Here is a 13256-nt window from a genome sequence, read left to right on the forward strand (position 1 = left end):
ACCCCTTGTGGGACGCCCCATAAGGGCGCCCCCGCCCGCGCCAGAGCGCGAACGAGATCTTGTGAGCGGCTGTCCGGCTGTGGGCCAGACAGCCGCTCGGGTGTGCAGCCAGGCGTCGCCTGCGATGGCGCCGCGGTGGCGGAGGCGGCGGTTCGCGCGGTGGACGAGCCAGGCGACGCGTTCGACCGGAGGTCTCCACCGGCGATGATCGACTGGCCAGTCCGGGTCACAGCCTGTACCAGTGTGTGATCAATTCACAAGTCTGCGCATTTCATTCAACGAGAGAGTTGTTAACCAGATTCACACATGATCTAATCGGCCCTGATCGGCTTCCCCCCGACGAAAGGTGGAACCTTCCGTGAAATCGATGCGTCACTTCGTCGCTGCGCTGAGCGTGGCCGTCCTAGCGGTCGCCGGCAGCGGTGGTACCGCCCTGGCTGACACGGCACCCGGCGAGATGCTCGGCGACTCGACCTTCACCAACAACACCGGCCAGTGGTGGGGCAACGACGTTGATATCCGCGCGACGAACGGAGAGCTCGAGGCCGACGTCCCGTCCGGCGGCTTCGGCGATCTCCCGGGTGGCATCGTCAACCCGTGGGACCGCTCGATCGGGTACTCGCCCCTGTCCTTTACGGGCCAGCAGCTCTACACGCTGTCCTTCGACGCCCGGGCCACCCGGGACGTGACCCTCGACGTGAGCGTCTACACCTACAACACCGGCCAGTACATCCCCTACTGGGACCGCCCAGTCGCGCTCACCACGACCACGCAGCACTTCGAAGTACCGGTCGCCATGTACTCCACCGCGTCCGAACGCAGCCTCGGCTTCCAAGTCGGTACGTACGGCCCCGCCTACCACCTCTACCTCGACAACATTTCGCTCGTCCCCGCCCAGGACGGCTGAGGCGACGTATGGACGCCGGGCATCCGGTTGCATCGCAGCTGAACCCGGAGCCCGGCGTCCCACCAAGCAGAAGACGCGCGGACGTCGCTAGAGATGCCGCCGATGTTCGCCCCTCATGCGGAAGACTGCACCCCTCGCGGACGCTCCCTACGCAGACTCGACAGATGAGCCTGTTACTCGGAGGGCTCTGTGGCTGGACTTCCGCCAGGTTGTCACGCTGCGCTCCGTCAGCTGGAGAGACGCTCACGCCTCAGGTGGTCGAGCAGCGCGGCGAAGGTTCGGTGGGGGAGTTCGAGATGGTCTGCCGCAGGGTTCTTGCTGTCACGAACGCCGATCCCGGGCGAAAGGCGAGCCAGCTCGACGCAGGCGCCCCCAGTCTCGTCGCTGTAGCTGGACTTCCGCCAGGTTGTCACGCTGCGCTCCGTCAGTTGGAGGGACGCTCGCGCCTCAAGTGGTCGAGCAGCGCGGCGAAGGTCCGGTGGGGGAGTTCGAGATGGCCCGCCGCAGGGTTCTTGCTGTCACGGACGCCGACGCCGTGGGAAAGGCGAGCCAATTCCACGCACTCGCCAGTGCCGCCTTGGCCACTGTGACTGGACTTTCGCCAAGTCGTCATGTGCGCATCCTCGCTATCCATTCGAGTGACTGGGTCTCGTTCCAGGCCCGCGCTGCGATCCCCTCGAAGCGTACAGCCACACCGGCCGCCTCGCCTTGGCCCTCTATGACTCGCCCGACGTCGAGATTCGTTCCAGCGAACGCGACCTGGACGTTCTTGGGGAGCTCGAAGCAGCAGAAGGAGCCGTCCAATCCGATATGGGGCGCTGCACTCTCTGGCAGGACGCGGATTGAGATGTGGTGAAGCTCTGCGAGCTTGAGGAGCAGGTCACGCTGTTCCTCCATGACCGAGGTGCCTCCCATAGGACGCAGGGCGACCTCGTCGAGCACGGCCCAGATTCTGGGATCGTCGGCGAGTATGGCGGCTTGGTGTTCCATGCGCCTTGCGACTGCGGCGTCGAGGTCGTCCACGAGCCCGGCGGCGTGACCCGCGCTCAGCAGGGCTCTGGCGTACCCCTCCACTTGGAATGGGAGCGGGATGATGTTCTCGCTGTAGATGCGGAGGACGGACGCGTCGCGCTGGTACCTGCGCAGCTTCTCGGACCAGTTGGGGTCCACGCCCAGTTTGGCGTAGCGCAGGAGGATCGTGAGGATGCCGCCCGTGTCCCATAGTTGGTCCAGGATGTCGGCCTCGCGTTCGTCGAGTTGGCGGGTGCCGCCCTCGTACTTGGAAACTTGGCTCTTGGTGCAGCCGATGATCTTTCCGACCTCCTCCTGGGTCATCCGGTGCTTCTGGCGGAGGAAGCGCAGGTAGTAGGCAATGAGGGCGTAGAGCGAGACGTCCGGGTCGGGGGACTTCCTGACCATGATCGACCGCCTTCCGGGGGAGCGGTAGTTGCCAACCTGTCCGGCAATGGTGACAACGTAACCAGGCCCTCTCATTCTTGTCCTTGAAATCGCGGGAGAGAAGGGGGAGGTCATGGGGATTAAAGCCGCTAATTCGGGCGAACTGGATGTGGTCTGTCTGGCGGCGGCCACGGTGCCGGGGATGGTGCGGGCGCTGGTCGAGTTCCGGCTTGCCGAATGGGGGCTGCGGGCTCTGGCGGGGGACGTTCAGCTCATCGCCGGGGAACTGGTCGCGAATGCGATACAAAGTACGCCGGATCGGGAGATCCGGGTCAGGTTCGTGCGGGAGGTGCGGGCCGTCATGCTCCAGGTGTGGGACGCCTCGGACGCCATGCCGGTCGCCAGGCCGGTGGCGGAGATGACGCTGGACGACATCGTCCCCGACCCGTGTGCGCTGGACGCGGGGCACGACGACGGGACGGGCGGGTGGGGCCTGCCGATCGTCCAGGCCCTCGCGAGCCGGTGCGGTGTGGAGCGGACGAGCCCCGGCAAATGGGTCTGGGCGGAGGTCGTGTTCTGATGCCCCGCCGGGTTCTCATGGGGCGGTGGAGGTGTCGGCGGCGTGAATGCGCCATCCGGTATCTGGATCACCTGTCGGTCGCCGTGCGAATGGACGGCTGGCGATGCGTGAAGTTCTACCAGGACGACCGTTTTCCATTCCCGGAGCCGTTGTTGTGGATTTACGCGAGCGGCGTCGCCGAGGACGTGGGGGTTGTTGTGGGCGTGCGTCCTGTGGCCGGGGGCGGGTTGGGCTATTGGGAGGCGCTGCGGCGTCGGAGCCGCTTCCTTTTCCCGTGCGGAGATGCCGAAGCGGCGGCCGAAAGGGTCGGCCGCCTGCTCAGGCACCGCATGTTCCCCGCGACGTGGTGAGAGGGCGCGTCAGTTGTCCGGGACGGGTTCGGGGTCACCCTTCTCCGGGGTGACGAGGAGCCCGACCGAGTCCGAGCTGCGCATCCAGGCGCCGGTGATCCGGCGGTCGCCGGAAGGGCGCCAGTTCGCGGGCGGGTCCCAGCCGCCGCCGGAGAGGTCGGGCTTGAACTCGCCGAGGAAGAAGGCCCAGGTCAGGCCGCGGCGGTCGAGGTCGGGGAGGGCTTGGCGGACGGTGCGTCCGGTGAGGTGCAGGCTCTTCGGGCGGTCGCCGGGCGCGGCGTAGGCGTCCTGGTAGACCTCGCCGGGACGCGCCTTGCGGCCGAGGACGATGTCGGCGCCCTCCAGATGGAACATCGCGCCGCCGAGCTTGACGCGGAGCGGGCAGGTGCCCTGGTCGGCCGCGCATTTCAGGTCGGTGTCGGACGTGCCGGTCACGCCGCCCGGTGGCAGGTCGCCGCTCGGGGCGTGCAGCGAGCCGACGCGGATGATCCGGCGTTCCTCGCCCGGGGAGACCGGCACGATCCGCAGCCGGACGTCCAGCCCGAACCTCGCGAACGCCTCGCGGAACTCGCGCTGGTCGGCGTAGGCGTCCTTGACCTCGACCTCGTACTCGTCGTCGCCCGTCACGTCGATCCGCACGGCGGCGTTGGCGTAGCTGCGCAGCGGGCCGGCGTCGCGGGCCGGAAGGATGATGAGCGCCGCGGCGGCGGCGACGGCCATGGCGGCGGCGACCGCGAAGCGCAGTCGCAGGCGGGGGCGGAAGCGGCGGCGCGGGGCCGGGGCGGTCTCCGCGGTGATGGCGGCCAGCAGGGCGCGGGAACCCTTGTCCTGCGTGGGGATGTCGTCTTCGCGGACGGGGTTCAGGGACGCCACGAGGTCGTCGACCGGGTACGTCATGCCAGTTCGCTCCTCAGGACGGGCCTGCCCGGCCCCGGTTGGTCGACGCCGGCGGCGCGCAGAGCGCGCGCGAAGCGTTTGCGGGCGCGGTGGAGGCGGATGCTCACGGCGTTGCGGGAGCAGCCGAGCACCGCCGCGATCTCGGGGACGGTCAGGCCCTCCCACGCGACGAGGGTGAGCAGCTCGCGGTCCCGTTCGGGGAGGGTGGCGAACACCTCGGCCACGGGGGAGTCGTCGTCGTGGACGGGCGTGGCCAGGCCCGCGCGCAGCGCCGCCGTCTTGTGCGCGTGGCGCTGGACGCCGCGCCGGTGGTTGGCGAGGACGCGGCGCGCCACCCCGTACAGCCACAGGCGGGCCCCGTCGCCGGGCGGGATGTCGGCGGCGCGCCGCCAGGCGATCGTGAAGGTCTCGGCGACGACGTCGGCGGCGTCCTCGGGGGTGTCGCAGCGGCGCAGCGCGTACCCGAGCAGCCCTCGGTAGGTCGTGGCGTAGACGGCCGCGAACTCCTCTTTATCCATGAGCGGGGATCCTCCGCATGTGGCCTCCTCGGGGGTCACCTGCACATGTCATGAGATCCCCGGATCTTTCACCCCGCGAAGGACGCGATGCGGGACCACACCTGGGACGGCTGCTCCTCCTGGGCGAAGTGCCCGGCGTCCTCGATGGTCGCCGTCGTGAGGTCGCGGACGCCGGCGGCGCGGAAGCCGCGCGCGTAGGCGTCGGTGCCGCCGCCCTCGCGGTCGCCGCGCAGGTAGAGCAGCGGGGTGGAGATAGGGCCGGTGCGGGCGGTGTTGTCCTCGGCGTCCTGGGCGAGCGCGCGGTAGAGGTCGAAGCCGGCGGTGAGCGCGGCACCGGTGCCGTAGGCGGCGGCGTGCGCGGCCCTCGATTCCGGCGTGATCCTGGACGGGTCGGCGGACAGCACGTCGTAGAAGTAGTCGAAGTACTCGCGCTCGCGGCCCCGGACGAGTGCCTCGGGCAGCGCCGGGACGGCGTGCAGGCCGAAGTGCCAGACGCGGGGGTCGCGCAGGACGTCGTCCCACGGGTCCAGGCCGGGGATCACCGTGTTCATGATGACGACGCGGGCGGCGGCGTAGTGGCGCAGGTACGCGTAGGCGATCATGCCTCCGGCGTCGTGGCCGACGAGGGTGAGGTCGGCGAGGCCGAGGCGCTCGACCAGGCCGTGGACGAGCGAGGCGAGCGCGCGTTTCGAGCCGCCGTCGACGGCCCCGGTGGACGCGCCGACGCCGGGGAGGTCGATGGCGATCAGCCGGGCGTCGGAGGGCGCGGCCGCCATGACGCCCGTCCACGTCCGCCACGACTCGGGCCAGCCGTGCAGGAACAGGAACGGCCGGCCGCGCGGGTCGCCGGACTCGGCGACGTGCAGGCAGTGGCCGTCGATCGGGACGCGGGCATGGCGGATTGACATGTTCCATGTCTACCAAACGACATGAGGCATGTCCACTAACTAGGATGGGGCCGTGAACGCGTACGAGCGGGGAACCGGCTTCCTCCTGGCCCGGCTGGGCTCGCTGACGGCGCGGTCGTGGACGGCGTTCCTCGCCGCGCACGACCTGACGCAGGGGCAGTACGCGGTGCTGGTGATGCTCGACGAGCACGGACCGCAGGGGCAACGGCGGCTCGCCGGGCTCGTCGCCGTGGACGCCCGCAACATCGTCGCGGTGCTCGACTCGCTGGCCCGGCGCGGGCTCGTGGAGCGGCGCCCGGACGAGGCGGACAGGCGCCGCCGCACCGTCGCGCTCACCGACCGGGGCAAGGCGCTCGTCACGGCGATCGCCGACGCGGCGGCCGAGGAGCAGGACGGGTTCCTCAGCGCCCTCGACCCGGCGGAACGCGCCCAGCTCAACCAGCTTCTCAGGCGCCTCTACGCGTCGCACGTCGACGGCCCGGCATGACGGCGGCCGCCCGCGAAGCGGCCCCGCCCGACGGCCCGATGGCCAGAGATGACGGCGGCCGCCCCGGGAGAAGCGGGGCGGCCGGAAGGAAGGGGACGGGTCAGGACGGCTCGGGGAGCATCCGCTTCATGGCCTCGTGGGCGCCCGCGACCAGCTCGTTGCGGGGGAAGCCGTTGCGCTTCTGGGCGGCCCTGTAGTTGCCGCCGGCGACCCAGACCGGCCCGTCGGGCAGGTGCTCCAGGCCCTCGCGGGCGATGTCGTCGGGTTCGGCGACGTTCAGGCCCGGGATGTCCATGTTGAGGCCGGCGCGTTCCATCGCCGGGGTGCGGGTGACGCCGAGGACGAGCTCCAGCACGTCCACGCCGTGCTCGCGCAGCTCCAGCCACAGCCCCTCGGCGAACACGCGGCCGAACGCCTTCACCGCCGAGTAGATGCTGATCTGCGGCTGCCCCATGTAGCCGGCGAGCGAGCCGACCAGCAGGATCCCGCCGCGCCCGCGCTCCTTCATCAGCGCGCCGAAGTGGTGCGTCAGCGACAGCTGCGCGGTGATGTTCAGGTCGATGACGCCCTGGAAGCGGTCCAGGTCGCCGGACACGAACTCGTGGCCGTAGCTGTTGGCGCCCGCGTTGAAGACCAGGAGGCCGACGTCCAGGCCGTCGGTGACCTCGCGGATCCGCTTCAGCGGGTCCGGGGCGACGAGGTCCAGCTCGAGGGTGCGGACCTCCACGCCCTTGGCGCGGACCTCCTCGGCGGTGCGCTCCAGCGGCCCGGGCTTGCGGGCGATCAGCACGAGGTTCAGCCCCGCGTCGGCCAGCCGGTGGGCGAAGGCGGAGCCGACGCCCTCGGAGCCGCCGGCGATGACGGCCCACGGGCCATAGCGGTCGATCATTGTTCTCCGTCCAGGTCCGGGGTCCAGGCGACGCCGTTGATGTGCGAACCGCCGTCCACGAACAGGGTGTTTCCGGTCAGGTAGCGGGCGCCGTCGGAGGCCAGGAACAGCACGACCGGCGCGATGTCGGTCTCGGGGTCCCCGAGGCGGCCCATGGGGTTGGCCCGGTCCGCGGCGGCCTCGATCTCGGGATGCTCCGCCGCCATCCGGCGGAACGCGGCGCTCTTCGCGCCCGGGCAGACGGCGTTGACGACGACGCCCGTCGGCGCCCACTCGCGGGCGGCCGTGCGGGTCAGCGCGCGCAGCGCCTCCTTCGCCGAGTTGTACTCCAGGGTGCCCATGTGCGCGTTGACGCCGTTCAGCGAGCACATGTTGACGACGCGGCCCCAGCCCTGCCTCTTCATGTGCGGGAACGCGGCGCGCATCGCCCAGAACGGGCCGTAGTAGCCCATCGCGAAGCCGCGGGCGAGGTTCTCGTCGGTCTTGGTCTCGACGCGGCTGACGGTCCCGGCGCCCCACGCGTTGTTGACCAGGACGTCCACGCCGCCCCACAGGTCGGCGCAGAAGGCCACCATCGCCTCGACCTGGTCGCGGTCGGTCACGTCGGTCGGGACGAACCGGGCGTCCGCCCCGAACTCCTCGGCCAGCTCCCGCGCGACCCGCTCGCCCGTCTCGGCGTTCAGCTCGGCGACCAGGACGCGGGCGCCCTCCGCGGCGAACCGGCGGGCGATGCCGCGCCCGATGCCGTCGCCGGCGCCCGTCACGATCGCGGACCGGCCGGCCAGCGCGTCACTCATCGATCACCGTGATCGATCCGGTCAGCGCGGCCTCCTGGATCGCCGAGCGCAGCGCCGGGCAGGTCTCGTGCGGGTCCGCGGCGAGCTCGGGGCACGCGGCGCGGGCCTGCGCGGTCCACTGGATGCTCGTCTGCTCCCAGCTCGACTTGCGCACCAGCACCTCGGCGGCGCACCGGCGGCAGCGGACGGGCAGCAGCGGCCCGTCCACCAGCCGCTCGTCCTGGCGGATCGTCACGCCGAGGCCCCTTCGGCGGCCCGCCGCGCGAGGTTCTCCTCGACCTCCTTCTCCCACGACTCGACCGGCCGCGTCGTGTCGATCTCGAACTCGAACCGGTCGGTCATCTCCGGCCGCACGTCGGCGACGTCCACGTAGAACTGCTGGTACCAGCGGCGCAGCTGGTAGACCGGGCCGTCCTCCTCGCACAGCAGCGGGTTGTCGATCCGGGCCTTGCGCTTCCAGATCGCGACGTCCTGCTCGAAGCCGGTGAGGATGAAGTTCGACAGCTTCTCGGCGGTGGTCTCGGCGACCTCCGGCGGCAGCTTGTCGCTGTGCTGGACGATGATCCCCGAGTGCAGCGAGAACGAGTTCTCGTCGATCGGGTAGTGGCAGTTGATCAGCACGGAGTGCAGGTCGTAGCCCTCGTAGTGGTACGTCAGCTCGTCGATCATGAAGGACGGCCCGTGGTAGGACGCGACGGAGCTGTTGCCGAGCATCCGCGGCCCGCCCCGGCCGCTCGCCTCGCGGCGGGCGTCCGGCCGGCTCTTGCCCTTCATGATCTGCGTCGCGACCTGGCCCTCGAAGATGTTCTTGAAGTACGTCGGGAACGAGTTGTGGATGTAGAAGAAGTGCGCCATGTCGACGACGTTGTCGATGATCTCGCGGCAGTTGGTGTGGACGACCTGCTCCGTCCAGCGCCAGTCCGTCCAGTCGTCGCGCGTGGCGCCCTCGATCTCCGGGATCGTCACGTCGTCCGGCGGCTGCTTGCCCTCAGGGTCGTTCCAGACGAACAGGAGCAGGTTCTTCTCCATCGTCGGCCACGACGCCGTGCGCGCGCGCAGCGGCACGCGACGCGCGTACGGGATCTTCTTGCAGCGCCCGTCGCCGCCCCAGCGCCAGTCGTGGAACGGGCAGGCGATCTCGTTGCCCTTCACGGTGCCGTCCGACAGGTCGCCGCCCATGTGCCGGCAGTAGCCGTCCAGGACGTTGGTCTTGCCGTCCTCGCCGGTGAAGACCACGAGCTTCTGCCCGAACGCGTTGACCGTGTGGGGCTTGCCGTCCTTGAACTTCTCGGCCGGCCCGAGGCAGTGCCATCCCCGGGCGAAACGGGAGGAGATGGCCTCCGCCTCGATCTTGCGGACGGCGTCCGACTCGGTTGCTGTCACGTGGATCATCCCTTCAGCGATGGACGGGTGATTCGAACGGTAGGTCGCGGGCCGCGGTCCGGTCCCGGAAGTCTCGGTGGCCGGGACGCGCGTCCCCGCGGCGGCACGGTGACATGGTGTCCTGCGAGGGCCGGACCAGAAAAGACGGGAGCGAGGAGCGGGCATGAGCAACGAGGTCCTGGAAGCCGTGCGGGAGCTGCTGCCGGGCATCGCCGAGCGGGCCCGGTCCGTGGACGAGAAGGGCCGCATCCCGGCCGAGACGATGAAGGAGCTGACCGCCGCCGGGGTGTTCCGGATGCTGCAGCCGACCCGCTACGGCGGCGCGGAGGACGACCCGGTCGCCTTCTACGAGGTGGTCAGGGCCGTCTCCGGGGCGTGCGGCTCGACCGGCTGGGTGACCGCCGTCCTCGGCGTCCACTCCTGGCATCTCGGGCTGTTCCCGGACGAGGCCCAGCAGGAGGTGTGGGAGCCGGGGCCGGACGTGCTGGTCGCCTCGTCGTACGCGCCGATCGGCCGGCTCACCCCCGTGGACGGCGGGTTCGAGGTGTCGGGGCGGTGGGCGTTCTCGTCCGGCTGCGAGTTCGCGGACTGGGCGCTGCTCGGCGGCCTCGTCGTCGGCGCGGAGGGCCGCCCGGTCGACTTCATGACCGTGCTGGTCCCGCGGACGGACTACGAGATCCGCCGGGTGTGGGACTCGATGGGGCTGCGCGGCACCGCCAGCGACGACATCGTGGTGGAGCGGGCGTTCGTGCCCGCGCACCGCGCGATGCGCAACTTCGACCAGGCGCAGCTGCGCACCGCGGGCCGGAAGGTCAACACCGGGCCGCTGTACCGGCTGCCGTTCGGCACGATCTTCACCACGACGGTCGCGGCGAGCGTGATCGGCATGGCGGCGGGCTGCCACGACCTGTACGTGCAGCGGATGCGGGACCGGATCCGGCTGAGCCTCGGCGGCGGCCGGTTCGTCGAGGACCAGTTCGCGCAGGTGGCGGTGGCGCGGGCGGCGTCGGAGATCGACGCGGCGATCCTGCAGACCGACCGGAACGTCCGGGAGATCTACGCGTACGCGGTCCGCAACGAGAAGATCCCGATGGAGCTGCGGCTGCGCGCGCGCCGCGACCAGGTGCGCGGCACCGAGCGGGCCATCGAGGCGATCGACATCCTGTTCAAGACGGCGGGCGGCAACTCGCTGCACCGCGGCAACGTGATCGAGCGGGCCTGGCGGGACGCGCACGCGGGCAGCGTGCACGTGGCGAACGACGTCGAGCACGCCCTGTCGATGTACGGCCGCGGCGAGTTCGGCCTGGCCGTCGAGGACAACCTCGTCTGACGCCCCGGGAGGCCGGCGCGCCGGGCCGCGAGCACGGCCGGCGCCCTGGACAGGCGAACCGGCGTGCCGCCCCGGCGAGGGGACGGCACGCCGGATCCGTCAGCAGGCGCCGGACGGTGTGCGGCCCGACTGCACCGCCTGGACGAACTTCAGGGCGTCGTCGAAGGACGCCTCGATGCTGGCGCGGTGGTCGGCGCCCTGGTACTCACGGTAGGAGATGTCCGGGTACCGCTTGCACAGGTCGGCGATGAGGCCCTTCGTCGCGGCGGGCGAGACCGACGTGTCGGCCGTCCCCTGCGCGACGAGGGTCGGGACGCGCAGGTCGAGGCGGCTGGGCTCCTGCGTGTCGAAGTACGTCTCGAACGCGGTCAGGTCGGCGTCCGGCCGGAAGACCCCGCTCAGCGGGAGCGCCGACCCGGCCTCCCTCAGCTGGGCGAGGCACGCGTCGCGCTGCCCGGATTCCAGGACCTTCGCGGCCGCCGGGGTCAGCAGGTCCTCCGGGTGGAACGACGGGTTCGCCGCCTTAGCCCCGTTCAGCAGGACGAACAGGAACGGCAGCGCCAGTTCGGCACCGGGGTACTGCGCCTGGACGTACTGCGCCGTCTCGGCCATGTGCGACCCGGGCGCGATCGACACGGCGCCCTTCAGCCGCACGTCGCCGGCCTTCTTCGCGGCGGCGGTGAACAGCGCGGCCTGGCCGCCCTGGCTGTGGCCCGCGACGTAGAAGTTCCGTCCGATGTGCGGGTCGACGCGGTGCGCGGCCCGGACGATGTCGAGGACGGTGTTCGCCTCGCTGGCCCCGTTCATGTACGGGTGCCCGCCCGGCGTGCCGAGGCCCTCGTAGTCGGTCTGGACGACGGCGAACCCGCGCGCCGCCCACTTGTCGAGGTAGCCCTCGGTGATCGACAGGTAGTCGTGCGCCGGGCCGGTGGCGGTGTCTCGGGACGGCGCGCAGGCGTCGGCGGTGCCGGTGGTGCCGTGCGCCCAGCTGATCACGGGCCAGCCGCCGCGCGGCGCCTTGCCCTTCGGCACGGCGACGGTGCCCGTCACCGTGATCCGCTTGCCGCCGACGCCCTCCGAGACGTAGGAGATCGCGCGGGTGAAGGACGCGGACGGCAGGGCCGCCGCGGTGTGCAGCGGCCGGCTCGAAAGCAGCGTCCCGCGCCGCCCGGGGTCGGCGTGGGCGGGGACGGCGGTGGCGGCGAGGCCCGCCGCGGCCACGGCGGCGGCCGCGATCGCGGCCGCGCGCCCTCTGGCGGAAGTCACGTGCGGTTCCTCCTCATGTCCTGGACGGCGCGGTAGGCGAAGGCCATCGCCGATCCGATCGGGACGCCCGGCCCTGGGTAGACGGGGCCGGTGAACGATGCGCTGGTGTTGCCCGCGGCGTAGAGGCCGGGGGTGGGGCGGTCGGAGCCGTCGAGGACGCGGCCGTCGGGGTCGGTGCGCAGCCCGCCCTTCGTCCCGAGGTCGCTGAGCACGATCTCCGCGGCGTAGTACGGCGGCTCGTCGACCGGGACGAGGCCGGGCTTCCCGCCCGTGAAGAACAGGTCGTAGGGGTCCTCGCCGCGGTGGAAGTCCTCGTCCACGCCCTTCGCGGCGAGGCCGTTGAAGCGTTCCACGGTGGCGGTGAGGGCGTCGGCGGGCAGGCCGGTCCTCGCGGCGAGGTCCGCGAGCGAACCCGCCTCGACCCACCTGCCCGACGCCACCTGCTCCTCCAGCGTCACCGGCGGGACGGAGATCGCCGGCAGGCCCTTCGAGCGGGCGTCGAAGATCAGGTGGAAGGGGCCCTCGGCGGCCGCGAGCCGCCGCCCCATCTGGTCGTACGGCAGCGACTCGTTGGCGAACCGGCGGCCCGAGCCGTCCACGATGAGCCCGCCGCGGAAGCCGAGCGTGAAGGCGGGCAGGCCGTCCGGCGTCAGCACGCCGGGGCAGAACCACGCCTGGTCGAGCAGGCCGGTGGACGCGCCCGCCGCGACGGCCGCGGTGATCGCGTCGCCGGTGTTGGCGCCGTCCGGGGCCATCGTCCGGCCGGCGCCGCCGGGGACGCCGCGCTCGCCGCGCAGCGCCGCCGACGACTCGAAGCCCCCGGCCGCGAGCAGCACGCCGCGCCGGGCGCGGAACCGGCGCGGGCCGTCCGCCGTCGCCGCGAGGACGCCGGTGACCCGGCCGTCCCGCGTGATCAGGCCCGTCAGCGCGGTACCGGTGCGGACATCGCCGTTGCCCGTCGCGGTGATCGCCAGCAGCAGCCGGCCGATCAGCGCCCGGCCCTGCACCAGCGGCCTGGACGCCGAGTGTCCGCGGCCCGCCCGGTCCCGGTCGACCGGCGGCCGGACGAGCCCGGCGAGGTCGCCGAGCCGCTCGGCGGGCAGCGGCAGCGGGACGAACGACCGGCCCATGGCCATCCGGCCGGGCGCGTCGAAGTAGTCGGGGAACGGCTGGAACTCGAACTCGATCGCCGGGTCGCGCTCCAGGAAGTCCACCAGCTCGGGCGCCGTCTCCAGGAACGCCTCCCGGTGCGCGGCGGTGCCGTCGCCGATCAGCGCCCGCAGGTAGGTGCGCGCCGACTCGGCCGAGTCGCCGATCCCGGCCCGCTCCTGCACCTTCGTCCCGGGCAGCCAGATCGCCGACCCCGAGTACGCGGACGTCCCGCCGAGGACCCGCGTCTTCTCCAGGACCGCCGTCCGCAGCCCGCCGGACGCCGCCGCGAGCGCCCCCGCCATCGCGCCGGCCCCCGAACCGGCCACCACGACGTCGTATTCGTCGTCCCACGATTCCCCGGCGTTTCCCACGTGACGTCCCCTTCGAGCCTCGG

17 protein-coding genes are annotated in these 13256 nt (G+C 71.6%); 5 read left to right on the forward strand and 12 right to left on the reverse strand.

Annotated elements, in window-relative coordinates:
* Positions 1-367 precede the first annotated feature (367 nt).
* Positions 368-907, forward strand: coding sequence for a carbohydrate binding domain-containing protein (locus amrb99_RS17200; protein ID WP_241755639.1), 540 nt, complete (start codon positions 368-370; stop codon positions 905-907).
* 227 nt (positions 908-1134) lie between these two features.
* Here amrb99_RS17200 and amrb99_RS17205 read toward each other — a convergent pair whose 3' ends face one another.
* Genes amrb99_RS17205 through amrb99_RS17215 form a run of 3 tightly spaced genes read right to left on the reverse strand, consistent with a single transcriptional unit; the run spans position 1135 to position 2326 of the window.
* On the reverse strand, positions 1135-1320 hold the full coding sequence (locus amrb99_RS17205) for a DUF397 domain-containing protein (protein WP_190856993.1): 186 nt from the start codon (positions 1318-1320) through the stop codon (positions 1135-1137).
* Between the two features lie 11 nt (positions 1321-1331).
* Entirely contained in the window at positions 1332-1541 is a 210-nt protein-coding gene (locus amrb99_RS17210; RefSeq protein WP_190856994.1) for a DUF397 domain-containing protein, read from the reverse strand.
* Positions 1517-2326 (reverse strand): helix-turn-helix transcriptional regulator, encoded by an 810-nt coding sequence (locus amrb99_RS17215; protein WP_190856995.1) that lies wholly within the window; start codon positions 2324-2326, stop codon positions 1517-1519. The genes amrb99_RS17210 and amrb99_RS17215 overlap by 25 nt, the downstream gene beginning before the upstream one ends.
* A 112-nt stretch (positions 2327-2438) precedes the next feature.
* Between amrb99_RS17215 and amrb99_RS17220 the strand changes: the two genes are divergently transcribed.
* Both amrb99_RS17220 and amrb99_RS17225 read left to right on the forward strand, forming a co-directional pair.
* Positions 2439-2885 (forward strand): ATP-binding protein, encoded by a 447-nt coding sequence (locus tag amrb99_RS17220; protein ID WP_190856996.1) that lies wholly within the window; start codon positions 2439-2441, stop codon positions 2883-2885.
* 107 nt (positions 2886-2992) lie between these two features.
* Positions 2993-3235, forward strand: coding sequence for a hypothetical protein (locus amrb99_RS17225; protein ID WP_190856997.1), 243 nt, complete (start codon positions 2993-2995; stop codon positions 3233-3235).
* 9 nt (positions 3236-3244) lie between these two features.
* Here the strand turns inward: amrb99_RS17225 and amrb99_RS17230 are convergent, their stop codons facing one another.
* The 3 genes from amrb99_RS17230 to amrb99_RS17240 form a co-directional block, all read right to left on the reverse strand.
* The gene (locus amrb99_RS17230; RefSeq protein WP_190856998.1) at positions 3245-4132 is read right to left on the reverse strand and encodes a hypothetical protein; all 888 of its coding nucleotides are present in this window, start codon (positions 4130-4132) and stop codon (positions 3245-3247) included.
* Positions 4129-4650, reverse strand: a complete 522-nt coding sequence (locus amrb99_RS17235; RefSeq protein WP_190856999.1) for a sigma-70 family RNA polymerase sigma factor — start codon at positions 4648-4650, stop codon at positions 4129-4131. Before amrb99_RS17235 ends, amrb99_RS17230 begins: the two co-directional genes overlap by 4 nt.
* Positions 4651-4718: 68 nt before the next feature.
* Complete coding sequence (locus amrb99_RS17240; RefSeq protein ID WP_190857000.1) at positions 4719-5558, reverse strand: alpha/beta hydrolase; 840 nt, start codon at positions 5556-5558, stop codon at positions 4719-4721.
* Between the two features lie 52 nt (positions 5559-5610).
* Between amrb99_RS17240 and amrb99_RS17245 the strand changes: the two genes are divergently transcribed.
* Positions 5611-6045, forward strand: a complete 435-nt coding sequence (locus amrb99_RS17245) for a MarR family transcriptional regulator (protein WP_190857001.1) — start codon at positions 5611-5613, stop codon at positions 6043-6045.
* Positions 6046-6145: 100 nt separating this feature from the next.
* On the opposite strand, the gene amrb99_RS17250 is transcribed toward amrb99_RS17245, so the two are convergent.
* From amrb99_RS17250 to amrb99_RS17265, 4 genes are read right to left on the reverse strand one after another with little or no spacing between them, the layout of a single operon-like run.
* Positions 6146-6934 (reverse strand): SDR family NAD(P)-dependent oxidoreductase, encoded by a 789-nt coding sequence (locus amrb99_RS17250; RefSeq protein ID WP_190857002.1) that lies wholly within the window; start codon positions 6932-6934, stop codon positions 6146-6148.
* Positions 6931-7731 (reverse strand): SDR family oxidoreductase, encoded by an 801-nt coding sequence (locus amrb99_RS17255; protein ID WP_190857003.1) that lies wholly within the window; start codon positions 7729-7731, stop codon positions 6931-6933. Before amrb99_RS17255 ends, amrb99_RS17250 begins: the two co-directional genes overlap by 4 nt.
* Positions 7724-7966, reverse strand: a complete 243-nt coding sequence (locus amrb99_RS17260; protein ID WP_190857004.1) for a ferredoxin — start codon at positions 7964-7966, stop codon at positions 7724-7726. The genes amrb99_RS17255 and amrb99_RS17260 overlap by 8 nt, the downstream gene beginning before the upstream one ends.
* On the reverse strand, positions 7963-9123 hold the full coding sequence (locus amrb99_RS17265; RefSeq protein WP_190857005.1) for a Rieske 2Fe-2S domain-containing protein: 1161 nt from the start codon (positions 9121-9123) through the stop codon (positions 7963-7965). The genes amrb99_RS17260 and amrb99_RS17265 overlap by 4 nt, the downstream gene beginning before the upstream one ends.
* Before the next feature lie 154 nt (positions 9124-9277).
* Between amrb99_RS17265 and hsaA the strand changes: the two genes are divergently transcribed.
* A complete protein-coding gene (gene hsaA / locus amrb99_RS17270) occupies positions 9278-10444 on the forward strand; it encodes a 3-hydroxy-9,10-secoandrosta-1,3,5(10)-triene-9,17-dione monooxygenase oxygenase subunit (protein WP_190857006.1) in 1167 nt (388 codons plus the stop codon).
* Positions 10445-10543: 99 nt separating this feature from the next.
* Here hsaA and amrb99_RS17275 read toward each other — a convergent pair whose 3' ends face one another.
* Together amrb99_RS17275 and amrb99_RS17280 are read right to left on the reverse strand one after the other, a co-directional pair.
* Positions 10544-11710 (reverse strand): alpha/beta fold hydrolase, encoded by a 1167-nt coding sequence (locus amrb99_RS17275; protein ID WP_190857007.1) that lies wholly within the window; start codon positions 11708-11710, stop codon positions 10544-10546.
* Positions 11707-13233: an FAD-dependent oxidoreductase gene (locus amrb99_RS17280; RefSeq protein ID WP_190857008.1), complete on the reverse strand. Its 1527-nt coding sequence runs from the start codon at positions 13231-13233 to the stop codon at positions 11707-11709. The genes amrb99_RS17275 and amrb99_RS17280 overlap by 4 nt, the downstream gene beginning before the upstream one ends.
* Between the last annotated feature and the right edge of the window lie 23 nt (positions 13234-13256).

Origin of the sequence: Actinomadura sp. RB99, assembly GCF_014706005.1 — a bacterium.
Lineage (GTDB): Bacteria > Actinomycetota > Actinomycetes > Streptosporangiales > Streptosporangiaceae > Spirillospora.